The organism is Streptomyces sp. NBC_01471, from assembly GCF_041438865.1.
GTDB lineage: Bacteria > Actinomycetota > Actinomycetes > Streptomycetales > Streptomycetaceae > Streptomyces.
Window position 1 is genome coordinate 6,143,127 of record NZ_CP109450.1, and the last position, 25,484, is coordinate 6,168,610.

A 25,484-nucleotide genomic window follows, 5' to 3' on the forward strand; every position below is an offset into this window, starting at 1 on the left:
GGGCGGCTCTCCGGGCAAGGCATACTCGACGGGTGAGTACCGTTCCCGAGATCCGCACCCTGCCCGTTCCCGACGGCCTGGAGGGTGAGCGTGTCGACGCCGCCATCTCCCGTATGTTCGGGTTTTCTCGCACCAAGGCGGCCGACCTCGCCGCCTCCGGAAAGGTGCAGGTCGACGGGTCAGTGGTCGGAAAGTCCGAGCGGGTCCACGGCGGCGCCTGGCTGGAGGTCGAGATGCCCGCGGCCGCGGCCCCCGTGCAGATCGTCGCCGAGCCCGTCGAGGGCATGGAGATCGTCCATGACGACGACGACATCGTGGTGATCCTCAAGCCCGTCGGTGTCGCCGCGCACCCCAGCCCCGGCTGGACCGGCACCACCGTCATCGGCGGTCTCGCCGCTGCCGGGTACCGCATCTCCACCTCGGGCGCGGCCGAGCGCCAGGGCATCGTGCACCGGCTGGACGTGGGCACGTCCGGGCTGATGGTGGTGGCCAAGTCGGAGCGTGCGTACACCCTGCTCAAGCAGCAGTTCCGGGAGCGCACGGTCGACAAGCGCTACCACGCGCTCGTACAGGGCCACCCGGACCCGATGAGCGGCACGATCGACGCCCCCATCGGGCGCCACCCCAACCACGACTACAAGTGGGCGGTGACGGCCGAGGGCAAGCCGTCCGTCACGCACTACGACCTGATCGAGGCGTTCCGGGCGGCCTCGCTGCTGGACATCAAGCTGGAGACCGGGCGCACGCACCAGATCCGGGTGCACATGTCCGCCCACCGCCACCCCTGTGTGGGCGACATCACCTACGGCGCCGACCCGACCATGGCGAAGCGGCTCGGTCTGACGCGGCAGTGGCTGCACGCGATGAGCCTGGGCTTCGAGCACCCGTCGGACGGGCAGTGGGTCCAGTTCCGGAGCGAGTACCCGGAAGACCTGCGGAACGCGCTGGAGGCGATCCGGGCGGAGAGCGAGCAGCGATGACCGGCGGGTACGAGGTCCGGGTGGTCGCCGACCAGGCCGGTCTCGACGCCTGCTTCGCCGTCCGCAGGGACGTCTTCGTGACCGAGCAGGGCGTGCCGCCCGAGCTGGAGTACGACGCGTACGACGCCGCCGACGACACGGTCACCGTGCACCTGCTGGCCGCCGACGCGGACGGGCCGCTGGGGACCGGGCGGCTGCTGCTGCCCGCCGCCGGTCCGGGGCGCGGTGTGGACGAGCCGGGCGTCGGCTCGCTCGGCCGGCTCGCCGTCGCCGCTGCCGCACGCGGCAGGGGCGTGGGCGTCGCGCTGGTCCGGGCGATCGAGGACGAGTCCCGTGAGCGCGGGCTGACCGCGGTCGATCTGCATGCGCAGACCCATGCGCTGGGTTTCTACGAGCGCCTCGGGTACGTGGCGTACGGACCCGAGTTCCCGGATGCGGGTATCCCGCACCGGGCGATGCGCCGTGCTGTCGGGGATGCGGCGCCGGGCAGCGGCCCGGAGGCCTAGGACCGCTTGCTGCCGGCGCCGCTCCCTGACCGGGTGTCAGGACCGGGTGCGGGTCAGGACGGCAGTCCCCACGGCTCGGCCGGACCGTTCGCCGGTACGTCCCTGGGCCCCCGCGACCCGCGAGCGCCGCGCGGGGTGACCACGGCCGTCGCGCCGCGCGCCAGCCGCACCGTGATCCGGCCGGGCCCCGCCCCGTGCCAGGACAGCGGACGCCCGTGCTCGTCCCGTACGTCCACCGCGCCGGAGATCCCGTGGTCGAGTGTCAGTGGTTCGCCCGCCTCGCTCCTGATCCGTATCCAGCGGGTGGTTCCGCCCGCGCGGTCCGCGTCCACGAGGAAGGCGCCCTCGGTGCGCAGGGAGGCGAACGACGCGTCCGCCCACCGTTCCGACACCGACGGGAAGACCTTCAGCACCCCGCCGTCGCCCTGCACCGCCATGTCGAGCATCGACTGGACCGCCGCCAGGGGGGATTCGAGTGCGAGGTTCTTGCCCTCGCGGTACATCGTGTTGGGCGTCAGCTGACAGTCCGCCACCGTGTTCCCGTCGGTGAAGAGGGTCAGCTGGTCCAGGGCCTTCTCTGGCTCGCCCATCACGGAGTACATGGATGACGAGGTGGCGTAGCTGTAGCCGTGCCAGGCGCTCTGCATGCTCGTCCAGTGCGCCAGCGAACGCCGCATCACGTCCCGGTCGCCCGGCCGGTCCCAGTTCCGTTCGCGCAGCGGATAGAGCCAGAGCAGATGGGAGTGGTGGCGGTGCGAGTCCGCCAGGGGCACGTCCTTGCCGATCATCACCCCGTCCGCCGGGTCCTCGGCGTACGGCGTGAGCCGCGCCGCGATGTCCCGCCACTGCCGCGCCCCGGGGTCGTCGACGCGCAGCAGCCGGGCCGACTCGATGAGCGTACGGACGCCCCAGCGGATCAGCGAGAGGTCGTAGGTGCAGTCCGCCGCGTTGGCGTACTCGGGGGAGCGGGTGGTCAGCAGGTGCAGCTTGCCGTCGCCGCCCTCGTGCAGGAACTGGGCGTAGAAGTTGATCGCCTTCGCGAGGATCGGATACACCACGTCGCGCAGGGTGGCGAGGTCCATCGAGTGCCGGTAGGAGAGCCAGACGTTGTGCAGCGCCCAGGTGAGATTGCCGAAGTTGTCGGAGATGTGGCCGGAGCCGGGGACCCCTACGTCGTAGGTGTCGCCCGCCCGCAGCTGCCAGTCGGACGGGTGGCCGAGCGCGTAGTTGCGGCCGTCGCGGTACGCGGCCGGCACGGACGTCGACAGGTTCTTCTCGAAGCGGTGGAACGTCCGGGTCACCGAGTCGAGTTCGGGGTGGTTGGTGCCGTTGACGGCGGGCATCCCGATCTGGACGTTGAGGTTCCACCACACCGCCGTCCAGCTGTTCCCGACCTCCGGGTACCAGGGTCCCCACTCGGACAGCGTCGGGCCCTGGGCGCGGGTGGTCGAGGCCAGTTTGTAGAGCTGGAGGATGTAGAACGCCTGGAGCCGCTTGTCCGGTACGGAGAAGAAGCTGCGCCGGTAGTAGGCGTGCCACCACTCCCGGTGCCGGGCGACCAGCCGGTCGGGACCGGTGGCCAGGGCCCGGTCCACCGCCCGTACGGCGTCCGCGGTCGCCCGCCGTACATCGCCTGGGAAGTGGTAGACCAGCTGCGCGGCCAGCAGCCGCCCGGTCCCCTCGCGCTGCTCCCGCCAGGCCGTCGTCCAGCCGCCGCCCGCAAGGAGCGGCTGTTCGACGAAGCCCGCGCCGACCCGCGGGTCCGGGTTGGGCGTGTAGTCGGCCGGCTTGTCGATGAGCCGGGTACTGGCCGCCTGGAGCCACTGGAAGGACCAGGCAGCGGACTCCTCGCCCGCGCTCGGCCGGGTCGATACCAGCAGCGCGCCCGTATCGTTCTGGACGAGCGCGGAGAAGGTGAGGGAGCCGCGGGTGGTGGTGAGTGTGCCGCGCAGCTCCGCGTCGTAGGGATCGAGCGTCCAGTCGACCGCGGTGATCTCCCCGGCCAGGGTGAGGGTGAAGTACCCGACGGGCAGCCGGGAGTAGCCCGTGCCGCCGCGCCACTGGCCGCGCTGGTCCTGCACCTGGGTGTGGCTGATCATCAGCTTCAGGGTGTTCCCCGCTGTGCCCCGGTAGAGCTGCGCGCCCAGGTAGCCGTTGGCGAGGAACGGGGCGTCCTGCCAGCCGGCCGGCAGCCGGCGCCACTTCATGGCGGCGGCACGTACCGTCCGTTCGTACACATCGGGGCTGTGGGACGCGGGCCGGCCGTCGCCGGGTGCGGCCCAGGCGGTGCGGGACCCGGCCAGCCAGAGTGCGGCGGTCGCACCCGCCGCCGTACCGGCGAAGCGTCTGCGGGAGAGTTCATGCACGGTGGTGACTCCTGTTCCCTGCGTGGTCCGGTGCTGTCGGGGCCGGTGCCGTGGTGTCCGGTGCCGTGGTGTCCGGCGGCCGGTGTGCGGACCGAAAGATCCGATCGTCGACGGTGCGGAAGGCCGCTCCGGGACGCGGCGGGCGTAATCGCTCCAGCGGGACCCGGTCGTCGGCTCGACGGCGCTGCGCGGAGGGCATATGAGCTCCAGTCAGGTATGTGTCGACAGTTCTTGTCCCTGAATCCATGCACCCTGCATAGTGCCCGTGCCTCCACCGCACGGGAAGACCTCCGACGCCATAGACATCGGATGAAAGATGAGGTGTGGCGAGTGCGGAGCTGGAACGGGCGGGGCTATTGGGCCGATACGCGCGCATTGCATGGCACGCTTGAGCCACTGATCGTCAAGGTTTCGGCTGCGACGCCGACGCAGATCCCGACAGCCCCGGAGGGCACCCCGTGGACCAACTGGCACTGCTGCTCCTGCTGTTGATCGGGGCGGTGGTCTCCGTACCGATCGGTGAGCGGCTCGGGCTGCCCGCCCCGGTCCTGATGACGCTCGGCGGGATCTGCCTCGCCCTGCTGCCCTTCGTACCGAATGTCGACATCCCCTCGGACTTCATCCTCCCGCTGGTGCTGCCGCCCCTGCTGTACGCGGCCGTACAACGCACCTCCTGGCGGCAGTTCACGGCCAATTTCCGGCCGATCCTGCTGCTCGCCGTGGCGCTGGTCTTCGTGACGACGGCCGCGGTGGCCGCCGTCGCGAGCGCGATCGTGCCGGGCCTGCCGATCGCCGCGGCCGTGGCGCTGGGCGCGCTGGTGGCGCCGCCCGATCCGGTGGCGGCGACCGCCGTCGCGGGCGCGCTCGGGCTGCCCCGGCGGCTGGTCTCGATCCTGGAGGGCGAAGGGCTGTTCAACGACGTGACGGCGATCGTGCTCTACCACGTGGCGATCGCCGCCGCCGTCACCGGAACGTTCTCCTGGCCGGTCGCGGCAGGACAGTTGGTGCTCTCCGCCGTGGTGGCCGTCGTGGTGGGTCTCGCCCTCGGCTGGGCCACCAACAAGCTGATGGGGCTGCTGGGCGACACCACCCTGCAGATCGGCCTGACCCTGCTGGTGCCCTTCCTCAGCTATGTGCTGGCCGAGGAGCTGATGGGGTCGGGCGTGCTGGCCGTGCTCACGTCCGCGCTGTTCCTCGCCGAACACACCGCCGACGCCGACGACGTACGCGGCCGGCTTGAGGGCAACGCCTTCTGGGAAATCGTCGACACCCTCGTCACCGGCGTGACCTTCGGCCTCATCGGACTCGAACTGCACGTGGTGTTCGGCACCGCCGGAGGGCATCTGGCCGAGATGATCGGCTGGGGCGCGGCGGCCGTCGGAGTGGTCGTCGGACTGCGCCTGCTGTGGCTGCTGCCCGCCACCTGGCTGGCGAAGAGACTGCACACCCTGCGGGACTACGACGAGGAGATCCCCACCAGCTGGCGCGAGACCGTCATCATGTGGTGGTCCGGGATGCGCGGGGTCGCCTCGGTCGCGCTCGCCCTCGCCATCCCGATGACCAAGGACGACGGCAGCCCCTTTCCGGCGCGCAGCGAGATGGTCTTCATCGCCTTCGCCGTGGTCATGGTCACCCTGGTCTTCCAGGGGCTGACACTGCCCTGGCTGGTGAAGAAGCTGGGTGTCCGCGCGGACGCCGGTGCCGAGCGCGAACTCGAACGGAGCCTGGCGGTACGGGCGGCCAAGGCCGCCAGGCACCGGCTCAAGGAGATCCAGAACGTCGAGGAGCTGCCCGAGGACGTCATGGAGCGGCTGGCCCGCGGGGCGTTCGAGATCGGCGTCAGGATCAGCCCCGACATGGTCGACGAAGAACGGCACGCCGCTTACCTGAAGCGGGCCGAGCGGCTCAAGACCGTCCAGCGGATCCAGCGGGAGATGATGTCGGCGGCCCGCCATGAAGTGCTCTCCGCGCGCAACGAGCCCGGCGCCGACCCGGAGATCGTCGACCGGGTGCTGCGCCACCTGGATGTGCGCAGCCTGCGGTAGAGCCCCTGGGCAGGGCCTCGTCCGGGATCGGTCCCTCAGCCCCGGCCGGTCCGGGGAGCGGGGTCGTGCTTGAACAGATCCGGTCCCCAGTCGTTCTTCGCCAGCTCGGCCGGCGCCGTCGAGATCCGCGGCAGGGCGTACGGATGCTCGTCCCGCAGCCAGGCGATCAGCTGCTCCCGCACCGCACACCGCACGGTCCAGATGTCGTCCGCGTCCCTCGCGGTGACCACGGCCCGCACCTGGATCGTGCTCGGTGAGGTGTCCGTGACGGCCAGCGACCAGTTCCTCCCGTCCCACGACGGGATCTCGGGCAGGATCTGCCGCAGCTTCTCACGCATCTGCGGGACCGGCGTCGAGTGGTCGAGCTCGAAGAAGACCGTGCCGGACATCTGCGCACCACCGCGCGACCAGTTCTCGAACGGCTTGCTGGTGAAGTACGAGACCGGCATGGTGATCCGGCGCTCGTCCCAGGTGCGCACCGCGAGGAAGGTCAGCGTGATCTCCTCGACGGTGCCCCACTCACCGTCCACGACCACCGTGTCCCCGATGCGGACCATGTCGCCGAAGGCGATCTGCAGCCCGGCGAAGAGGTTGCCCAGGGTGGACTGGGCGGCGACACCGGCGACGATGCCGAGGACACCGGCGGAGGCCAGCAGCGAGGTGCCCGCGGTACGCATCGCGGGGAAGGTCAGCAGCATCGCCGCGACGGCCACCGTCCCGACGATCGCCGTCACCACCCGCTGGATGAGCGTGACCTGCGTGCGGACCCGGCGGAGCCTGGCCGGATCACGGGTGGTCGCCGCGTAGCGGGCGTACGAGGAGTCGACGATCGCGGCGGCGATGCGCAGGGCCAGCCAGGCCGTGGAGCCGATCAGGACCAGGGTGAGGAGCTGCCCGATCGCGGTGTCGTGGTGCTTGACCGGACTCAGCCGCACCTGGTGGTAGCTGCCGCGCAGCAACGCCGTGATCAGCACCAGCTGCAGCGGCACCCGGCAGCGCCGGAGCAGGCCCCAGAGCGGGGTCTCGTGGTGGCGCGCGTCCGTTCTCCTGAGCGCACGGTCGACCAGCCAGCCCACCGCGAGCGTCAGCACCACCGAACCGCCGATGACGATCAGGGGCCGCACTACGCTCTCCACGCCTCCGGCCGCAACTGGCACCATGGCCACGTGAACATCATCCTTTTCCATTCGACCTACGGTTTGCGGCCGGCCGTTCATGCGGCGGCCGACCGGCTGCGGGCAGCCGGTCATCACGTGCTGGTGCCCGATCTTTTCGACGGTATTACTTTCGGGACCGTCGAGGAGGGCATGGCCTTCAAGGAGGAACTCGGCTCCGAGGAGCTCCTCAAGCGCGCGGTGACGGCCGCGGCTCCCCACTCGGACGAGGGCCTGGTCTACGCCGGGTTCTCACTCGGCGGTTCCCTCGCGCAGAATCTGGCCATCGCCGATGAGAAGGCGCGCGGACTGCTGCTTCTGCACGGGACGTCCGACATCGCCGACGACGCGTCGGTGGACGAGCTGCCCGTACAGCTGCATGTCGCCGACCCCGACCCGTTCGAGCCGCACGACTGGCTGAACGCCTGGTATCTGCGGATGCAGCGGATCGGGGCCGATGTGGAGGTGCACCGCTACGCGGGCGCGGGCCACCTCTACACCGACCCCGAGCTGCCCGACTACGACGCCGAGTCGGCCGAGCGGACCTGGCGGGTCGCACTCGGCTTCCTCGAAACGCTGTAGCGGTCTGGTCTGCTGTCCGGTCAGGCCTTGAGAGCCTTGTCCAGCGCGGTGTTGAAGTCGGCGACGGTCATGGGCGCGTTGTCACTGCCCGGGGTGGTCAGCTTCTTGCCGTCCATCTTGAGGGTGGGCGTGCCCGTGACCCCGCTCTTGTCGAACTTCGCGGACATCTTCATCGCCCACGCGTCATAGGTGCCGTCGTTGACCGCCTTCTGGAAGGCCTTGTTGTCCTTCAGCTCGGGCACGGTCTGCGCGATCTTGATGAGGTACGAGTCGTCCTTGAAGGTGTCCGTGGTCTCGTCGGGGTGCCACTTCGTGGAGTACATCGCGGTCTTGTAGTGCTCGAATGCGGTGGGGCTCACATTGAGCGCGGCGCCCAGCGCGCTCAGGCCGTTCTTCGAGCCCTCGCCGCCGTTGTTGTCGATGAACGTGGCCCCGATGTACTGGATCTTGAACTTGCCCGCGTCCAGGTCCTTCTGGACCGTCGGCCCGACCGTCTGGTCGAACGTCGCGCAGATCGGGCAGCGCGGGTCCTCGTACATCTGCAGCGTCTTCTTGGCGGACGCCTTGCCGACGGTGACCGTGGTGCCGTCCGTGCCCGTGGTGTTCTTCGGCGCGACGACCTTGTCGCTCTTCGCGGCCTCCCACTGGGAGGGCTTGTTCAGCTGCATCACGCCGTAACCGACGCCCGCGGCTATCGCGAGGACGACGACGATGGACCCGGCGACGACGACCTGCCGGCGCGTCTTGTCCTTCTTCGCCTGGCGCTCGCGCTCGGCGCGCAGCCGCTCGCGGGCAGCTGCCTTGTTGGACTGGTTGTTGCGTGCGCTCATGGTGGTGTTCTCCGTGCGGTACGTGATCGGGCAGGGCGGAACTGCGTACTAGCTCAGGACAGGAGCCGGGTACGGAGGTCCGCGCAGTCCCACGGAGTGCACGAGGAGCAGGGTGCGCGAGGTGCGCGGCCGGTGCAGGGGAAGCGCGCCGTCGCGCAGCGAGGTGCGGACCGCGCCGGCGACGGCCACCGCGACGAGCAGCGGCCGGAAGGCGAGCGCGCCGACCGAGCGGGCCACCGAGGCCAGCGCGCTCTCGCCGCGCCGCAGCCAGAGCGCGGCCAGCAGCCCGACGGCCACGTGCGCGCCGAGCAGCAGCCAGGGCAGCGCAGGGGCCGGTGAGTCGAGCAGTGCCACCGCGTCCTTGCCGGGGCCGGTCACGGAGGCCAGCGGGGTGCCGACCTGGCCGCCGCAGAGCACGTCCACCCCGACCGAGCGCAGCGCGCCCGCGACGGGACCGCCCGACGGGCCGTAACAGACGTGCTGGCCGGCGGTGAAGACGGTGTCGGCGGCGAGTTCGAGCGGAATGAGCACGCCCGCTATCGCTCCGAAACCCCGCTCGCGGCCGGCCAGCGCAAAGGCCACGGTGAACACGGCGGCGGCGAGCGCCGCCACGGTGAACGGCGGCAGCGGGACCCGCGAGAGGAGCACATGGGACGCAGCGGAGAGGGTCACGACCAGCGCTGTGAAAAGCGCCGCGCGAACCGCTCTGAGCTGCGTCCCTGATATGTCCATCGGCCCCGAGTGTGCCATGGGCGCCGGTAAGAGACCCTTAAAGGTTCCTGAGTCTAGAGACCGGGGATCCGGCCATTGCGGAACAATTCCACGAATATCGAGTGGTCGCGCCGGGTCTGTGCCCCGTACGCGTGCGCGAAGTCCACCAGCATCTTGGCGAAGCCGTCCTCGTCGGCCGCGATGGCCGCGTCGATGGCGCGCTCCGTCGAGAACGGCACCAGGGAGTGGCCGCTCTCGACGTCCGCCGCCGCGTGCATGGTGGCCGTGGCCCGCCCGAGGTCGGCGACGACCGCCGCGATCTCCTCGGGGTCGTCCAGGTCCGACCAGTCGAGATCGACCGCGTACGGCGAGACCTCCGCCACCAGCTGCCCGGCCCCGTCCAGCTCGGTCCAGCCGAGCCACGGGTCGGCGTGCGCCTGGAGGGCGCGCTGCGAGATCACCGTGCGGTGGCCCTCGTGCCGGAAGTACCCGCGGACCGCCGGATCCGTGATGTGCCGGGAGACCGCCGGGGTCTGCCCCTGCTTCATGTAGATGATCACGTCGTTCTCCAGGGCGTCGCTGTGGCCCTCCAGGAGGATGTTGTACGAGGGCAGCCCGGCCGAGCCGATGCCGATGCCTCTGCGGCCCACCACGTCCTTCACCCGGTACGACTCGGGGCGGCCCAGGCTCTCCTCCGGCAGCGTCTCCAGATAGCCGTCGAAGGCGGCGAGGATCTTGTACCGCGTCGCGGCGTCGAGCTCGACCGAGCTGCTGTCGGCGGTGAAGCGGCGCTCGTGGTCGCGGATCTCCGTCATGGAGTCGAGGAGGGCGAATCTGGTGCGCGCTCTGGCCGCGCGCAGCGCGCCGAGCAGCGGTCCCTCCGCCGTGTCCAGCGTGAACGGCGGCACGTCGTCGTCCTGCGCGCCGGACGCCAGGACCCGGATGCGCTCGCGGTAGGCGGCGGCATAGGTCTCCACCAGACCGGTGATCTGGTCGTCGCTGAGCGCCTTGGCGTGGCCGAGCAGCGCCAGCGAGGCCGCGAAGCGCTGGACGTCCCAGGTGAACGGGCCCACGTACGCCTCGTCGAAGTCGTTCACATTGAAGATCAGCCGGCCGTTGGCGTCCATGTAGGTGCCGAAGTTCTCCGCGTGCAGATCGCCGTGCACCCAGACCCGGCCGGTCCGCTCGTCCAGATACGGTCCGCCCTCCGCGCTCTCGCCCAGGTCCTGGTAGAAGAGGCAGGCCGCGCCCCGGTAGAAGGCGAAGGCCGAGGCCGCCATCTTCCGGAACTTGACCCGGAAGGCCGCCGGATCGGCGGCCAGCAGCTCGCCGAACGCGGTGCCGAAAACGGCGAGGATCTGCTCGCCGCGCTCCTCGGAGCTGGACTGCGGGACCGACATCGCGTGTGCCTCCAGGTGCATGACATATGGGACAGCTGTTCCAACGGGCTCAACGCACGGAGCCACCCGGGAGTGCCCCGCGGCTGTCAGTGCGCCGACGTAGACTTCCACGCTGTTCCCCACTCGTCCCAGGAGGCACCCCCGTGGCCAAGACGCCGTTCACGCACCTTCACGTCCACACGCAGTACTCCATGCTGGACGGTGCCGCGCGGCTCAAGGACATGTTCAACGCCTGCAACGAGATGGGCATGTCGCACATCGCCATGTCCGACCACGGCAACCTCCACGGGGCGTACGACTTCTTCCACTCGGCGCAGAAGGCGGGCGTGACGCCGATCATCGGCATCGAGGCGTACGTCGCCCCGGAATCCCGGCGGAACAAGCGCAAGGTCAAGTGGGGCCAGCCGCATCAGAAGCGCGACGACGTGTCCGGTTCGGGTGGTTATACGCACAAGACGATCTGGGCGGCGAACAGCACGGGCCTGCACAACCTCTTCAAGCTGTCGTCGGACGCGTACGCCGAGGGCTGGCTGCAGAAGTGGCCGCGCATGGACAAGGAGACGATCTCCCAGTGGTCGGAGGGGCTGATCGCGTCCACCGGCTGTCCGTCGGGCGAGGTGCAGACCCGGCTGCGGCTCGGGCAGTTCGACGAGGCGGTGCAGGCGGCGTCCGACTACAAGGACATCTTCGGTGAGGGCCGGTACTTCCTGGAGCTGATGGACCACGGCATCGAGATCGAACGCCGGGTCCGCGACGGCCTGGTGGAGATCGGCCAGAAGCTCGGCATCCCGCCGCTGGTGACGAACGACTCGCACTACACCTACGCGCACGAGGCGAGCGCGCACGACGCCCTGCTCTGCATCCAGACCGGCAAGAACCTCTCGGACCCGGACCGCTTCCGCTTCGACGGCACCGGCTACTACCTCAAGACGACCGACGAGATGTACGCCATCGACTCCTCGGACGCCTGGCAGCAGGGGTGTGCCAACACCCTCCTGGTCGCGGAGCAGATCGACACCTCCGGCATGTTCGAGAAGCGCGACCTGATGCCGAAGTTCGACATCCCGGACGGCTACACCGAGATCACCTGGTTCCAGGAAGAGGTCCGGGTCGGCATGGAGCGCCGGTACCCGGGGGGTGTCCCCGAAGACCGCCAGAAGCAGGCGGAGTACGAGATGGACATCATCATCCAGATGGGGTTCCCGGGGTACTTCCTCGTCGTCGCCGACTTCATCATGTGGGCCAAGAACAACGGCATCGCGGTCGGCCCCGGCCGTGGCTCGGCGGCCGGCTCGATCGTCTCGTACGCCATGGGCATCACCGACCTCGACCCGATCACGCACGGGCTGATCTTCGAGCGGTTCCTCAACCCCGAGCGCGTCTCCATGCCCGACGTCGACATCGACTTCGACGAACGCAGGCGCGTCGAGGTGATCCGGTACGTGACCGAGAAGTACGGCGCCGACAAGGTCGCCATGATCGGCACGTACGGAAAGATCAAGGCCAAGAACGCGATCAAGGACTCCGCGCGGGTGCTGGGCTACCCGTACGCGATGGGCGACCGCCTCACCAAGGCGATGCCCGCGGACGTCCTCGGCAAGGGGATCGACCTCAGCGGCATCACCGACCCGAAGCACCCCCGCTACAGCGAGGCGGGCGAGATCCGGGGGATGTACGAGAACGAACCGGACGTGAAGAAGGTCATCGACACCGCCACCGGTGTCGAGGGCCTGGTCCGGCAGATGGGTGTGCACGCGGCCGGCGTGATCATGTCCAGCGAGCCCATCGTCGACCACGCCCCGGTCTGGGTCAGGCACACGGACAACGTCACCATCACGCAGTGGGACTACCCGCAGTGCGAGTCGCTCGGCCTGCTGAAGATGGACTTCCTGGGCCTGCGCAACCTGACGATCATGGACGACGCCGTCAAGATGGTGAAGGCCAACAAGGGCATCGACCTGGAGATGCTGGCCCTCCCGCTGGACGACCCCAAGACCTTCGAGCTGCTCTGCCGCGGTGACACGCTCGGGGTGTTCCAGTTCGACGGCGGCCCGATGCGCTCCCTGCTGCGCCAGATGCAGCCCGACAACTTCGAGGACATTTCCGCCGTCTCGGCCCTGTACCGGCCGGGCCCGATGGGCATGAACTCGCACACGAACTACGCGGAGCGCAAGAACAACCGCCAGGAGATCACCCCGATCCACCCGGAGCTGGAGGAGCCGCTCAAGGAGGTCCTCGGTCTCACCTACGGCCTGATCGTGTACCAGGAGCAGGTGCAGAAGGCCGCCCAGATCGTCGCCGGCTACACGCTCGGCGAGGCCGACATCCTGCGCCGCGTGATGGGCAAGAAGAAGGCCGACGAGCTCGCGAAGAACTTCGTGCTCTTCGAGGCCGGGGCCAAGAAGGAAGGCTTCTCGGACGCGGCGATCAAGGCGCTCTGGGACGTCCTGGTGCCGTTCGCCGGGTACGCGTTCAACAAGGCGCACTCCTCCGCGTACGGCCTGGTCACCTACTGGACCGCGTACCTCAAGGCCAACTACCCGGCCGAGTACATGGCGGCGCTGCTCACCTCCGTGCGCGACGACAAGGACAAGTCGGCGATCTACCTCAACGAGTGCCGCCGCATGGGCATCAAGGTGCTGCCGCCGAACGTCAACGAGTCCGAGTCCAACTTCGCCGCCCAGGGCGACGACGTGATCCTCTTCGGCCTCTCCGCGGTGCGCAACGTCGGTACCAACGTGGTGGAGTCGATCATCCGCTCCCGCAAGGCCAAGGGGAAGTACAGCTCCTTCCCCGACTACCTCGACAAGGTCGAGGCCGTCGCCTGCAACAAGCGCACCACCGAATCGCTCATCAAGGCGGGCGCCTTCGACGAGATGGGGCACACCCGCAAGGGCCTCACCGCGCACTTCGAGCCGATGATCGACAACGTGGTAGCGGTCAAGCGCAAGGAGGCCGAGGGGCAGTTCGACCTCTTCGGCGGCGGCGAGGAGGACAGCTCCGAGCCGGGCTTCGGACTGGACGTGGAGTTCTCCGACATCGAGTGGGAGAAGTCGTATCTGCTCGCGCAGGAGCGGGAGATGCTCGGCCTCTACGTCTCCGACCACCCGCTCTTCGGCCTGGAGCACGTGCTCTCGGACAAGAGCGACGCCGCCATCGCCCAGCTGACCGGCGGGGAGCACTCGGACGGCGCGGTGGTCACCATCGGTGGCATCATCTCGGGCCTCCAGCGCAAGATGACCAAGCAGGGGAACGCCTGGGCCATCGCGACCGTCGAGGACCTCGCGGGCACCATCGAGTGCATGTTCTTCCCGGCCACCTACCAACTGGTCTCGACCCAGCTGGTGGAGGACACCGTGGTGTTCGTCAAGGGCCGGCTCGACAAGCGCGAGGACATCCCGCGGCTCGTCGCGATGGAACTCCAGGTCCCCGACCTGTCGTCCGCCGGGACCAACGCCCCGGTGACGATCACCATCCCGACCGTGAAGGTCACCCCGCCGATGGTCAGCAGGCTCGGTGAGATCCTCTCCCACCACCGGGGCAACTCCGAGGTGCGGATCAAGCTCCAGGGCTCCCGCAAGACCACGGTGCTCCGGCTCGACCGGCACCGGGTGCAGCCCGACCCGGCGCTCTTCGGGGATCTGAAGGTGCTGCTCGGCCCGTCCTGCCTGGCGGGCTGACCGGCCCGGCGGCCAGGGGAGCCGGGAGTCGGCTGATGGAGGGGCGCGCCGTGCACGGCGCGCCCCTCGAACATCGTTACGGCGAAGATCAGTTGTGACGTCAGTTGTGGCCGAAGCGCTTCTGGTGCTTGCGCGCGACATCGGACGGGCTGCCCGGTATCGACTGCGGCTGGGACTGATTCTGCGACTCGAACGAGCCGGACCGGTCGTCCTGGCCGCCGGTCTCGGCGGCGGACGAGCGGTCCTGCTGACTGTCGTGCTTATGACGGTTCTTGTGCTTGGCCATGGTGATGCCTCCTTGAGGGGGACTAGGGGCCAGGGCCGCGACCAGATTCACATATCGCACAGACTGCCGCATTTTGGATCATTACCGTGCGTAATGAGGCCTTGTCCCACGCCACTTCGGACCAACTTCGCGCTGCGCCACGCCGATGATCGAGTTCCGGCCGTTAACCCTCGTGCGGTCGGGCAGACTCGAAGGAAACCCGAAGTACTTCCCCTTCTCCCGAGGTACCCGAAAGAGGGTGGATCGCGTGGACCGCTGCGTCGTCCTGGTGGACGCCGGATACCTGCTGGGCGCCGCCGCGAGTCTCCTCGCGGGAGAACCTGCGCGCTCGCGCATCACTGTCGACCACGCGGCGCTCATCCAGGGCCTGCGCGAGCGCGCCGAGGGTGACACGGAGCAGCCGCTGCTGCGGATCTACTGGTTCGACGGAGCGCCCGACCGGGTCCCGCAGCCCGAACACCGCAGGCTGCGGGTGATGCCCCGGGTGACCGTCCGGCTGGGCGCGCTGACCAGGAGCGACGGCCGCTGGGCGCAGAAGGGCGTCGATGCCGCGATGCACGCGGAGCTGACCGAACTGGCCAGAAATCGCGCCTGTTCGGACATCGTGCTGGTCACCGGCGACGGCGACCTGCTGCCCGGCCTGATGTCCGCGAAGGAGCACGGCGTCGCCGTACACCTGTGGGCCGTGCAGGCGGCCGACGGGGACTACAACCAGTCCGAGGACCTGGTCGCCGAGGCCGACGAACGCCGGGTGCTGGACCGGGCCTGGATCACCAAGGCCGTACGGGCCAAGGAGACCGGCGGGGTCTGCGCGCCCGCGCCCGCCCCCCGTCCGGAGATCGCCGCGATCCTCTCCGCCCCGCTGCCCGAGTCGGCGCTCGCCGCGTCGGCCGAGCGGGCGGCGCAGGCCGCGGCCGTGCACAACGGCGCGTCGGCGGGCCCGGCCACCGAGCAGCCCACCGAGGAGGAACGGGCCCACGCGGCGGCCAAGGCCGGTGTGCCCACGCCCAAGGACCTCGCGGGCCTGCGCGGCCCCGGAGCGCAGCCCGCCCAGCACCCGGCGAACCAGCACCCGGCGAACGCGACGCTGCGCTGGTCGTCGGAGCGCGGCTGGATCGAGCGCCCGGGCGGCCAGGCCGGTGAGCCCGCGGAGACGGCCACCCTGCCGACGCTCGCCCAGCTCACCACCGCGGAGCAGCGGTGGGCGGACCGCGAGGAGGACATCACCACGGTCGGCGGTGACCCCTTCGAGGTGGGACAGGTCTTCGCCAGGCGGTGGATGGAGCGGCTGCCGGACCCCGGCCAGGTGCAGAAGCTGTCGGCGATGTACCCGCGGATCCCGCACCGGATCGACGGTGAGCTGCTGCGGTACGCGGCCCGGTTCGGGCTGCTCGCCCACAAGGACGACCAGATCGACGAGCACGACCGGTACGCGATCAGGGCCGGGTTCTGGCGCGAGATCGACGTACGGGCCGCGGAGCACGCTCCCGCGGGGGAGCAGTCCGGGCGCTGACGCGTGCCGGCGGGCGCCGCCGGAAGCGGGCCCGGGCGGCCCCGGCGCCCTTCCGGGCCGTCCAACCCCGTAGGCTCGTCCCTCGTGAGTACGGGCAATGTGTGCGTGGTGCGCGAGCTGGTGAAGACGTACCCGGCCGCGCGCGGCAGACGGGGGGCTCCCGCCACGCCCGAGGTGCGGGCCACCGACGGGATCTCCCTGACCGTGCGCCGCGGCGAGATCTTCGGGCTGCTCGGACCCAACGGCGCGGGCAAGTCCACCCTCGTGCGCCAGCTCACCGGGCTGATGCGGCCGGACTCGGGCCGGGTCGAGGTGCTCGGCCACGATCTCGTACGCCACCCCGAACGCGCCGCGCGGCTGCTCGGCTACCTGGGCCAGGAGTCCACCGCACTCGACGAACTGACCGTCGCCCTGGCCGCGGAGACCACCGGCCGGCTGCGCGGTCTCTCCGTGCCGGACGCGCGCCGGGAACGGGACGCCGTACTGGAGGAGCTGGGGATCACCGAGCTCGCCGGGCGGCCGCTCAGGAAACTCTCCGGCGGTCAGCGCCGCCTCGCCTGTTTCGCCGCGACGCTCGTCGGGGACCGCTCGCTGCTCGTGCTGGACGAGCCCACCACCGGGATGGACCCCGTCGCACGGCGCGCGGTGTGGGCCGCGGTCGACCGGCGGCGGGCCGAGCGCGGTGCGACGGTCCTGCTGGTCACGCACAACGTCATCGAGGCCGAGACCGTGCTGGACCGGGTCGCCGTCATCGAACGCGGCCGGGTGATCGCCTGCGACACCCCGGCAGGACTGAAGGCCCAGGTCGCGGGCGAGGTCCGGGTCGAGCTGGTCTGGCGGGAGCGGGCGCCGCTCGACATCCCGGAGGTCGCCGTGCTGCGCGAGTCGGCGCAGGAGTCCGGGCGCCGCTGGGTGCTGCGGCTGGCGCCCGACGAGGCGCGGGCCGCCGTCGCCGCGGTGACCGGCGGGCCCGCCTTCACCGCACTCGACGACTTCACGCTGTCCACACCGAGCCTGGAGGACGTGTACATGGCGCTGGGCGGCCGTACCAAGGGACTGGTGAAGGCGTGAGCGCAGTGGTCTCCGCACAGTCGCAGCCCTACCCGGGGATCCCGGCGCGCGACGAGCCGCGTCCCCCTCACGACTCCGGTGCCGTCGACGCCGGCCCGGCCACCGAGGCCGAGCCGCTCGCGCCGCGCGCCCGGCTGCTGCCCGCGCTCGCCGCGGTCTACCGGGCGCAGTTGTCGCGGGCCCGGGTAGCACGCATTCCGCTGCTCTTCGTGGCGACGTTCCAGTCCGTCGGGATCATGATCCTGATGCGCGGGGTCGTCGACGGCGGAGACGAGGCCCGCGCCGTGGTGGCGGGTTCGACCGTCCTGGTCGTGGCGTTCGTCGCGCTCAATCTGCTCGCGCAGTACTTCGGGCAGCTGCGCGCCAGCGGCGGACTCGACCACTACGCCACCCTGCCGGTGCCGCCCGCGTCGGTGGTGCTGGGGACGGCCGGGGCGTACGCCTCCTTCACGGTGCCCGGCACGGTCGTCACCGCGGTCGCCGGTTCGGTGCTCTTCCAGCTGCCGCTGGCGCACCTGTGGGTGCTCGCCGCCGTCGTCCCGCTCGCGGGAGCGGCGCTCGCCGGACTCGGCGCGGCGCTCGGGCTGCTCGCGCCGCGCCAGGAGCTGGCCACCCTGCTCGGGCAGCTCGGGATGTCCGCGGCGCTGCTGCTGGGCGTGCTCCCGGCCGACCGGCTGCCGGAGCCGATCGCGTACGCCCGGGACCTGCTGCCGTCCACCTACGGGGTGGAGGCGCTGGCCCGTACCTTCGGCGACCACCCCGACTGGGCGGCGGTCGGCGCCGACCTCGCTGTGTGCGCGGCGGTGGGGGTCGTCTCGCTGGCCGTGGCGACCTGGGCCTACCGGCGGGCGGCGGTCCGGTGAGGCGGCACACAGGCCCGCCTGGCACGATGGCAGAGTGACCGCGCCACTGACACCTCCGCACCAGCCGCCGCCGAACGACGACCCGTGGCAGAAGGGTCCTTCGGGAGCCACCCCCTGGCCGGGCCCCGGCCGGAACGGGGACGAGGGCCCCGGACTCCGGGCCGAGCTGGTACAGGCCGCCGTCGTCGCGGTCGTGGTGGCGGTCCTGGGCGTCCTGCTCGGCCTGCTGTGGATGTGGCTCGCGCCGCACGTTCCGCTGATCTCCGACGGCAAGGCCGTCTACCTCAAGGACTCCGAGGGCGAGCAGGCGATCGGCGGGGACGGCACGTTCGCGCTGCTCGGACTGGCGTTCGGCGTGGTGAGCGCGGCCGCCGTCTTCCTCTTCCGCAAGCGCGGCGGGGTGCCGCTGGTCCTCGCCCTCGCGGTCGGCGGCCTGCTCGGATCGCTGCTGGCCTGGCGCGTCGGGATCTGGCTCGGCCCGTCGCAGGACGTGGTCGCCGCCGCGAAGCACGCGGGCAAGGGCGTCACCTTCGACGCACCGCTGAAACTGGCCGCGAAGGGCGCGCTGCTCGCGTGGCCGGTGGCGGCGATGATCGTGCACCTGGGCGTGACCGCGGTGTTCGGGCCGCGGGACCCGGAGCCGGAGTGGACCCCGCCGTCCCCGCCCTCTCCGCTGCCCCCGCTGCCGTACGAGGACCCCGCTCCGGGGCAGCCGGGCGGGCCGCGGCACTAGCGCCGCGTCAGGCGGCCCGCCCCACCGCGGCCAGCAACGCCCCGGTGAGCCCGGCCAGGTCCGCCGGGGACAGTTCCACCTCCAGGCCCCTGCGCCCCGCCGATACGCAGATCGTCCCGTGCGCCGACGCCGAGGCGTCCAGCACCGTGCGCAGGCGCTTGCGCTGGCCCAGGGGGGAGATGCCGCCCAGGACGTACCCCGTGGTGCGTTCCGCCACGGCCGGGTCCGCCATGGTGGCGCGCTTGCCGCCGACCGCGGCGGCCAGCGCCTTGAGGTCCAGGCTGCCCGCGACCGGGACGACGGCCACGGTCAGTTCGCCGTCCACATCGGCCACCAGTGTCTTGAAGACCCGGTCGGGAGTGACCCCGAGGGCCTCGGCGGCCTCCCCTCCGTAGGAGGCGGCGGCCGGGTCGTGCTCGTACGCGTGCAGGGTGTACGCCGTGCCCGCCGCGGTCAGTGCCGCCGTGGCGGGCGTGCCGCCCGACTGCTGCTGCTTCTTCGCCTTCTTCGCCACCGGGCGCTCCTCGGGTCCGGTCGGGGCCTGACTGCCGGCCCGGGGTCAGTTGAGGTGGGTCGGGGCCCGGGTCAGGTCCGTGGCGGGCAGCGACGGCAGGTGCCGGATCACCGCGGTCTCCGACCGCAGCAGCTTCAGCTCCTCGCGCAGCCGGGTCGCGATGTCCGGCGCTTCGAGCAGCTTCTGCTTGGCGGGTACGTCGAGCACGGTCGCCGCCGCGACCAGGTACGAGACCACCGAGGGCTCGTCGGGAAGCTCGGCCCCGGTGGTGAGCGAGCGTTCGCGCGCACCGGCCAGCCGCTTCTGGTAGGCGCGGAAGGCGCGCAGTACCCCCTCGGCGAGGGCGCCCGCGTCCTCGCCCGTGTCCTCGGGCAGCTCTTCGACCTCGGCGGTCAGATACGGGCCGCTCGCGTCCAGCGAGTGGATCCGCACCCGTGCCGTGCCGGTGGCCAGGACCTCGAAGCTGCCGTCGTCGCGCTCCCGGATCGTCGCCGCGTCCGCGATGCAGCCGATGCCGTGCAGGGCGGTCGCCGGGTCGTCGCCGAAACCGGCGGCCGGGCCCGGCTCGGGGGGCGGGGCGCCGCTGGGCAGTCCGGGCAGCGTGGGCGCGGCTTCGGAGCCGTCGCGGATGGCGACGACGGCGAAGCGGCGTGGCTCAACCTCGTCGTCCACCTTGAGCAGGTCGCGCATCATGGCGCGATAACGCTCCTCGAAGATGTTCAGAGGCAGCACGAGGCCCGGGAACAGCACCGAGTTCAGCGGGAAGAGAGGGAGGCGCGCGGTGGTCACAGCGGTCAAGCGTAATGGCCGCGGCCGCGGGTGCGCCCCGTCCCGTCCCGCCGCACACCCCCGGCAGCCGCCAGCAGGCGTGCCGAGCCGCGCAGTTCGATGAACCGGCCCAGCGGATCGTCACTCAGCCGGGCCCACGGGAACGAGGTCACGTCCGGGCCGATCAGCCGGAACTGCTCCAGCGCCTCGGACCACCTCTCCCGGCTGATCAGCACGTACGCCAGCAGATTCCGGATCTCCGCGGGCAGCGCGTCGCCCGGCCCGTACCCGGCGGACAGCTCGATGGCACGGTCCGCGGCCCCGTCGATCCGCGCACGGACGGCGGCGGGCTGTCCGCCGCCGGCGAGGTAGGCGAACGCGGCCCGTACGGGAAGAGCCCGCACCAGCGATCCGGGCGGTGCGTCGTCGGCGGCCTGTTCCGCGAAGTCGAAGCACTCGCGGTGCGAGCCGTGCCACTGCGCCGACAGGTACCGCAGGGCCGCCACATGGCAGCCGTAGTGCCAGGGGGAGCGGCGCAGCGCCTGCTCCCAGAGGCTCTCGAAGGCGGTGTGCGCGGCGTGCACACCACGGGCGTGGTCCAGGGCTATGCGCCACGGCACGGGGTCGCGGGGGGCACCGGCGGCCGCCGCGTCGACCAGCGGGGCGATCTCCCGCAGCAGTTCGGCCCGGGCGGGGGAGTCCCAGGCCCTGAGGACCGCGAGGCCGGCCGTGAGGAGCAGCGCGTCGGGATCGTGGGGTGAGGCGGAGAGCCAGCCGGTCAGCCATTCGTCCCTGCTCAGGGCGAAGGCGGCGAGCCGGGTCAGGTGGCGGTCACGGTCCTCCCACCCGGCCGTGGCGCGCGTGGCGGCCAGCAGCACGGCCGCCGGCCCGTGGTCGCCCTCGGCCGCCGCGACGAGCACGGGCGCCAGCCGGGTGTCGGGGACGTCGAGCAGTACCTCGTCGTCGCGGTGGTGGTCGGCCTGCCCGGCGGCAGGCCGGCGCTGCGGGCGGCGCGCCGTCCCGGTCAGGGTGCGCAGGGACCGCAGGGGCATGGTGCGCAGGGAGGGCAGGGAAGTCATCAGAGACATGGTGCGGACCATTGAAAACCGCAGGTGAGGAGGGCGCCAGGGGCAGGACGTGAAGCTTTCGTATCGGGGCGATGGTTGTACGCCGAGTGGTCAAGGAGCGGTAAAGAGGTATCGGGGCGGACCGGACTTCCCGGGCAAGGCCTTCCGGGTGGGGCTTCATCCGGGGTGCCCTTTCCGGGCGCGGGCCCCGTCCGTCAGCCCCGTCCGTCGGACCTCTCCGTCGGACCGTTTCCGTCGGACCCCGTCCGTCAGCTCCGGCGCAGCAGACGCGTCGCACCCGTCGCGACCGTCGTGGCCAGGATCCAGCCGAGCACGATCAGCGCGGCGGCCGCCCACTGCCAGCCGCCGTACAGCTTCCAGTAGCCGTCCTGGCCGAGGTTGATCACCGGGATCAGCAGGTCCAGGGCGTAGAGCGCCGCGTTCCACTGCGGATGCCCGTCCGGGCTGATCGGCTCCGGGCGGTAGCGCGAGAACGCGACGGTTCCCGCTGCCCACAGCACCGCCATCCAGAGCGCGGCCCGGCCCGGCCGGTAGCCGTACGCCACCGTCCAGTCCTGGAGGTAGCCCCACACCTTGGCGGCCAGCGGCAGCGTCTCGCGGCGCCTGCGCTGCTTCGCCAGCAGCACTTCGCGGGCGTCCGCGTCCTCGCCGCTGTTGCGCAGCACCGACGCCAGCCGTTCGTACGGCTCCGGCGCGTACTCCGGAGTCGCCGCCGTCACCCACTCCAGCCGCTGCTCCAGCGGGAAGTGGCCGACCGGGATGAGGTTCTCGTAGCTGAAGCCGCCCATCGCCAGACCGCCGGGGCCCGGCCAACTCGTCGACATGTCGACCAGGTTGACCACCTTGGCACCCGACAGCACCACCCGGCCCTGCTCGGGGGGGTCCCCGAGGAAGCGCAGTTCGGGGGTCTGGATGCGGCGCAGCGACAGCTCCTGGTCGCTGTGCATACGGAACTTCGCGCTCCGCAGGTCCACCGCGTCCCCGAACCGTCCGTCGTCCAGCCGTATCCCGCCGACGCACTCGAACGACTGGAGCCGCGTCCCGTACGGCGGGGTCGGCCCGGTGCCGTACGGGGGAGTGGTGCCACCGCCGTCCGGTGCCACCCCGGCCGCCGACAGGTAGAGCGTGCGCTCCACCGAGAGCTGCGGCGCGTTCAGCGCCCGCCTGCCGTCCGGATTGAGCAGCCGGCTGCCGTTGAAGCTCAGCGAGACCCCGATCCGTGCCGAGCGCAGACTCACCTCGCCGTGCGACTCGATCATCTCGGCCTGCAGGTCCTGTGCCACGTACAGCCCGTCGGCCGCGATGGAGCGGCCCTTGCGGTCCGGGTGCACCACGATCATGTTGATCAGCAGATCCGTGCCGATCTGCGCGTCGGTGAGCCGGATGCCGCCCGCCACCTGGCAGCGCGGCAGATGCAGATCCCCCTCGGTGTGCAGCCGGGCCGCCTCCAGGCGCGGCATCGCGCAGCCGACCATCCTGACCGTGGTGACCCGGCACTCGGGCAGCAGCACCTCGTCCTCGAACCGGCAGCCGGTCAGCTCCACGTACGGCGTGACCGTGCCGCCCGCGAGATCCAGCGCGCCGGTGATCTGCACCCCGGTCAGCTTCAGCGAGGAGACCCGGCCCGCCAGCGCCGGCGGCCCGCTGAGCAGCAGCAGGGCCACCACGCGCGCGCGGACCGTGCGCTCGGGGCCCCAGGTCCTGGCCGAGAGCGGATTGTCCATGACGGGGTTGCGGGTGCGCAGATCGTACGTACTGCCGTTGCGGAAGGCCTCCCACATGCCCAGCTCGGCGACGGTCAGCCAGTCGGGCGCATGCTCGTCGTGCTGCGCCTCTGTCACTGCCGCCCCTCCCTGCCCACGAGTGATGGAGTGAACGCTAGCGGTCACCGCCAGAGGGCCGGTTGTGTATCAGCCACTGATACGGGCGACCGGAGGCCGTAACCGGTCTGAGAGAATTGGGGTCATGATCTCCCGAATCGATCTGCGCGGCGACGCCCTCCCCGAGGGCGGCGCCCTGCGCGACCTGCTGCCCCGTGCCGACTTCGACGTACAGGCCGCCCTGGAAAAGGTGCGGCCGATCTGCGAGGACGTGCACCATCGCGGCGACGCGGCGCTCATCGAGTACGCGGAGAAGTTCGACGGTGTGCGGCTGGCGCAGGTGCGGGTGCCCGCGGCCGCCCTCACCGACGCCCTGGCCGGGCTCGACCCGGCCGTGCGGGCAGCGCTGGAGGAGTCGGTCAGGCGCGCCAGGCTGGTCCACCGCGCCCAGCGGCGCGCCGAACACACCACCCAGGTCGTCCCCGGCGGCAAGGTGACCGAGAAGTGGGTACCGGTCGAGCGTGTCGGGCTGTACGCGCCGGGCGGACGCTCCGTCTACCCCTCCTCCGTGGTCATGAACGTGGTCCCCGCCCAGGAGGCCGGGGTCGAGTCGATCGCCCTCGCGTCCCCGGGGCAGAGGGAGTTCGGCGGCCTGCCGCACCCGACGATTCTGGCCGCCTGCGCGCTGCTCGGCATCGACGAGGTGTACGCGGCGGGCGGCGCCACCGCCGTCGCGATGTTCGCCCACGGCACCGAGTCCTGCCCCCCGGTCAACATGGTCACGGGGCCCGGCAACATCTGGGTCGCGGCGGCCAAGCGGTACTTCACCGGCCGGATCGGCATCGACGCCGAGGCGGGTCCCACCGAGATCGCCGTCCTCGCCGACGCCACCGCCGACCCGGCGCACGTCGCGGCCGACCTGATCAGCCAGGCAGAGCACGACCCGATGGCCGCCGCCGTCCTCGTCACCGACTCGGCGGAGCTGGCCGACGCGGTCGAGAAGGAACTGGCCCCGCAGGTCGCCGCCACCAAGCACGTCACCGACCGGATCGTGCCCGCGCTGGAGGGCAAGCAGTCCGCGATCGTTCTCGTCGACTCGGTCGAGGACGGCCTCAGGGTCGTGGACGCGTACGGCGCCGAGCACCTGGAGATCCAGACCGCCGACGCCGCAGCGGTCGCCGCCCGGGTCCGCAACGCCGGAGCCGTCTTCGTCGGCCCCTGGGCCCCGGTCTCCCTCGGGGACTACTGCGCCGGGTCCAACCACGTGCTGCCCACCGGCGGCTGCGCCTGCCACTCCTCCGGCCTCTCGGTCCAGTCGTTCCTGCGCGGCATCCACATCGTCGACTACACCCGGGACGCGCTGGCCGAGGTCACCCACCACGTGGTGACGCTCGCCGAGGCCGAGGACCTGCCCGCGCACGGCGCCGCCCTCAAGGCGAGGTTCGGATGGCAGGTGCCCACCGCATGACCGGCATCGACGACCTGCCCGTACGGGACGAACTGCGCGGCAAGTCCCCCTACGGGGCGCCCCAACTGGACGTCCCCGTACGGCTGAACACCAACGAGAACCCGTACCCGCTGCCCGAGGCACTGGTCGACCGGATCACCGAGCGGGTACGCGAGGCGGCCCGCACGCTCAACCGCTACCCCGACCGCGAGGCCGTCGAGCTCCGCACCGAGCTGGCCCGCTACCTCACCAGGACGGCCGGGCACACGGTCACGACGGCCAACGTCTGGGCGGCGAACGGCTCCAACGAGGTCATCCAGCAGCTGCTCCAGACCTTCGGCGGCCCCGGCCGCACGGCCATCGGCTTCGAACCCTCGTACTCGATGCACGCCCTCATCGCCCGCGGCACCGGCACCGGCTGGATCTCCGGACCCCGCAACGAGGACTTCACCATCGACGTCGCGGCGGCCGAGCGCTCCATCGCCGAGAACCGGCCGGACGTCGTCTTCATCACCTCGCCCAACAACCCCACCGGTACCGCGGTCGATGCCGGGACCGTCCTCGCGCTGTACGACGCGGCACAGGCGGCGGGGCCCTCGATGGTCGTGGTGGACGAGGCGTACGGCGAGTTCAGCCACGCGCCCTCGCTGCTCCCGCTGATCGAGGGCCGCCCCCGCCTGGTCCTCTCCCGGACCATGTCCAAGGCGTTCGGCGCGGCCGGGCTGCGGCTCGGCTACCTCGCGGCGGACCCGGCCGTGGTCGACGCCGTCCAGCTCGTCCGGCTGCCGTACCACCTGTCGTCCGTCACCCAGGCCACCGCGCTCGCCGCCCTGGAGCACACGGATACCCTGTTGCGGTACGTCGAGCAGCTGAAGGCCGAGCGCGACAGGCTCGTCGGCGAGCTGCGCTCCATCGGATACGACGTGACGCAGTCCGATGCCAACTTCATCCAGTTCGGCCGCTTCCGGGACGCCCAGGCTGCCTGGCGGGCGATCCTCGACCGCGGTGTCCTGATCAGGGACAACGGGGTCCCCGGATGGCTGCGGGTCTCCGTGGGCACTCCGGCCGAGAACGACGCGTTCCTCGAAGCGGCACGCGCACTGCACAAGGAGATCACCGCATGACTC

21 protein-coding genes are annotated in these 25,484 nt (G+C 71.2%); 11 read left to right on the forward strand and 10 right to left on the reverse strand.

The window, feature by feature from the left end; all coding sequences use genetic code 11:
• The first annotated feature begins 32 nt into the window (after positions 1–32).
• Together OG285_RS27490 and OG285_RS27495 are read left to right on the forward strand one after the other, a co-directional pair.
• Complete coding sequence (locus OG285_RS27490; RefSeq protein ID WP_356824895.1) at positions 33–980, forward strand: RluA family pseudouridine synthase; 948 nt, start codon at positions 33–35, stop codon at positions 978–980.
• Positions 977–1,486: a GNAT family N-acetyltransferase gene (locus OG285_RS27495; protein WP_356824893.1), complete on the forward strand. Its 510-nt coding sequence runs from the start codon at positions 977–979 to the stop codon at positions 1,484–1,486. Before OG285_RS27490 ends, OG285_RS27495 begins: the two co-directional genes overlap by 4 nt.
• A gap of 53 nt (positions 1,487–1,539) precedes the next feature.
• Here the strand turns inward: OG285_RS27495 and OG285_RS27500 are convergent, their stop codons facing one another.
• Positions 1,540–3,852: a hypothetical protein gene (locus OG285_RS27500; RefSeq protein WP_371792520.1), complete on the reverse strand. Its 2,313-nt coding sequence runs from the start codon at positions 3,850–3,852 to the stop codon at positions 1,540–1,542.
• A 458-nt stretch (positions 3,853–4,310) separates the two neighbouring features.
• Between OG285_RS27500 and OG285_RS27505 the strand changes: the two genes are divergently transcribed.
• Entirely contained in the window at positions 4,311–5,897 is a 1,587-nt protein-coding gene (locus tag OG285_RS27505; RefSeq protein ID WP_356824889.1) for a Na+/H+ antiporter, read from the forward strand.
• A gap of 35 nt (positions 5,898–5,932) precedes the next feature.
• On the opposite strand, the gene OG285_RS27510 is transcribed toward OG285_RS27505, so the two are convergent.
• Complete coding sequence (locus OG285_RS27510; protein WP_356824887.1) at positions 5,933–7,033, reverse strand: mechanosensitive ion channel domain-containing protein; 1,101 nt, start codon at positions 7,031–7,033, stop codon at positions 5,933–5,935.
• 30 nt (positions 7,034–7,063) lie between these two features.
• Between OG285_RS27510 and OG285_RS27515 the strand changes: the two genes are divergently transcribed.
• Positions 7,064–7,633 (forward strand): dienelactone hydrolase family protein, encoded by a 570-nt coding sequence (locus OG285_RS27515; RefSeq protein ID WP_356824885.1) that lies wholly within the window; start codon positions 7,064–7,066, stop codon positions 7,631–7,633.
• A gap of 20 nt (positions 7,634–7,653) precedes the next feature.
• Here OG285_RS27515 and OG285_RS27520 read toward each other — a convergent pair whose 3' ends face one another.
• From OG285_RS27520 to OG285_RS27530, 3 genes are read right to left on the reverse strand one after another with little or no spacing between them, the layout of a single operon-like run.
• Complete coding sequence (locus OG285_RS27520) at positions 7,654–8,463, reverse strand: thioredoxin domain-containing protein (RefSeq protein ID WP_356824883.1); 810 nt, start codon at positions 8,461–8,463, stop codon at positions 7,654–7,656.
• A 48-nt stretch (positions 8,464–8,511) separates the two neighbouring features.
• A complete protein-coding gene (locus OG285_RS27525) occupies positions 8,512–9,195 on the reverse strand; it encodes a hypothetical protein (RefSeq protein WP_356824881.1) in 684 nt (227 codons plus the stop codon).
• A gap of 53 nt (positions 9,196–9,248) precedes the next feature.
• The gene (locus OG285_RS27530) at positions 9,249–10,574 is read right to left on the reverse strand and encodes a DUF2252 domain-containing protein (RefSeq protein ID WP_371793637.1); all 1,326 of its coding nucleotides are present in this window, start codon (positions 10,572–10,574) and stop codon (positions 9,249–9,251) included.
• A 143-nt stretch (positions 10,575–10,717) separates the two neighbouring features.
• Here OG285_RS27530 and dnaE point away from each other — a divergent pair, with 143 nt between their 5' ends.
• Positions 10,718–14,254: a DNA polymerase III subunit alpha gene (dnaE, locus tag OG285_RS27535; protein ID WP_356824879.1), complete on the forward strand. Its 3,537-nt coding sequence runs from the start codon at positions 10,718–10,720 to the stop codon at positions 14,252–14,254.
• Between the two features lie 100 nt (positions 14,255–14,354).
• Here dnaE and OG285_RS27540 read toward each other — a convergent pair whose 3' ends face one another.
• A complete protein-coding gene (locus OG285_RS27540) occupies positions 14,355–14,540 on the reverse strand; it encodes a hypothetical protein (RefSeq protein WP_356824877.1) in 186 nt (61 codons plus the stop codon).
• Between the two features lie 238 nt (positions 14,541–14,778).
• On the opposite strand from OG285_RS27540, the gene OG285_RS27545 reads away from it, so the two are divergent.
• The 4 genes from OG285_RS27545 to OG285_RS27560 all read left to right on the forward strand — a co-directional run bounded on the left by OG285_RS27545 (position 14,779) and on the right by OG285_RS27560 (position 18,720).
• Entirely contained in the window at positions 14,779–16,053 is a 1,275-nt protein-coding gene (locus OG285_RS27545; protein ID WP_371792521.1) for an NYN domain-containing protein, read from the forward strand.
• A gap of 99 nt (positions 16,054–16,152) precedes the next feature.
• The gene (locus OG285_RS27550; protein WP_356825929.1) at positions 16,153–17,124 is read left to right on the forward strand and encodes an ABC transporter ATP-binding protein; all 972 of its coding nucleotides are present in this window, start codon (positions 16,153–16,155) and stop codon (positions 17,122–17,124) included.
• Between the two features lie 38 nt (positions 17,125–17,162).
• On the forward strand, positions 17,163–17,987 hold the full coding sequence (locus tag OG285_RS27555) for an ABC transporter permease (protein ID WP_371793638.1): 825 nt from the start codon (positions 17,163–17,165) through the stop codon (positions 17,985–17,987).
• Positions 17,988–18,021: 34 nt separating this feature from the next.
• Entirely contained in the window at positions 18,022–18,720 is a 699-nt protein-coding gene (locus OG285_RS27560; protein ID WP_371792522.1) for a hypothetical protein, read from the forward strand.
• 7 nt (positions 18,721–18,727) lie between these two features.
• Here OG285_RS27560 and ybaK read toward each other — a convergent pair whose 3' ends face one another.
• From ybaK to OG285_RS27580, 4 genes are all read right to left on the reverse strand, one after another.
• Positions 18,728–19,234, reverse strand: a complete 507-nt coding sequence (gene ybaK / locus OG285_RS27565) for a Cys-tRNA(Pro) deacylase (RefSeq protein ID WP_356824871.1) — start codon at positions 19,232–19,234, stop codon at positions 18,728–18,730.
• A 45-nt stretch (positions 19,235–19,279) separates the two neighbouring features.
• Positions 19,280–20,023, reverse strand: a complete 744-nt coding sequence (locus OG285_RS27570) for an LON peptidase substrate-binding domain-containing protein (RefSeq protein WP_356824869.1) — start codon at positions 20,021–20,023, stop codon at positions 19,280–19,282.
• A 5-nt stretch (positions 20,024–20,028) separates the two neighbouring features.
• A complete protein-coding gene (locus tag OG285_RS27575; RefSeq protein WP_371792523.1) occupies positions 20,029–21,081 on the reverse strand; it encodes a hypothetical protein in 1,053 nt (350 codons plus the stop codon).
• 257 nt (positions 21,082–21,338) lie between these two features.
• Positions 21,339–22,931 (reverse strand): oxidoreductase, encoded by a 1,593-nt coding sequence (locus tag OG285_RS27580; protein WP_356824865.1) that lies wholly within the window; start codon positions 22,929–22,931, stop codon positions 21,339–21,341.
• Between the two features lie 124 nt (positions 22,932–23,055).
• Between OG285_RS27580 and hisD the strand changes: the two genes are divergently transcribed.
• Both hisD and OG285_RS27590 read left to right on the forward strand, forming a co-directional pair.
• Positions 23,056–24,378 (forward strand): histidinol dehydrogenase, encoded by a 1,323-nt coding sequence (gene hisD / locus OG285_RS27585; RefSeq protein WP_371792524.1) that lies wholly within the window; start codon positions 23,056–23,058, stop codon positions 24,376–24,378.
• Positions 24,375–25,481 (forward strand): histidinol-phosphate transaminase, encoded by a 1,107-nt coding sequence (locus OG285_RS27590; RefSeq protein WP_371792525.1) that lies wholly within the window; start codon positions 24,375–24,377, stop codon positions 25,479–25,481. The genes hisD and OG285_RS27590 overlap by 4 nt, the downstream gene beginning before the upstream one ends.
• Positions 25,482–25,484 lie beyond the last annotated feature (3 nt).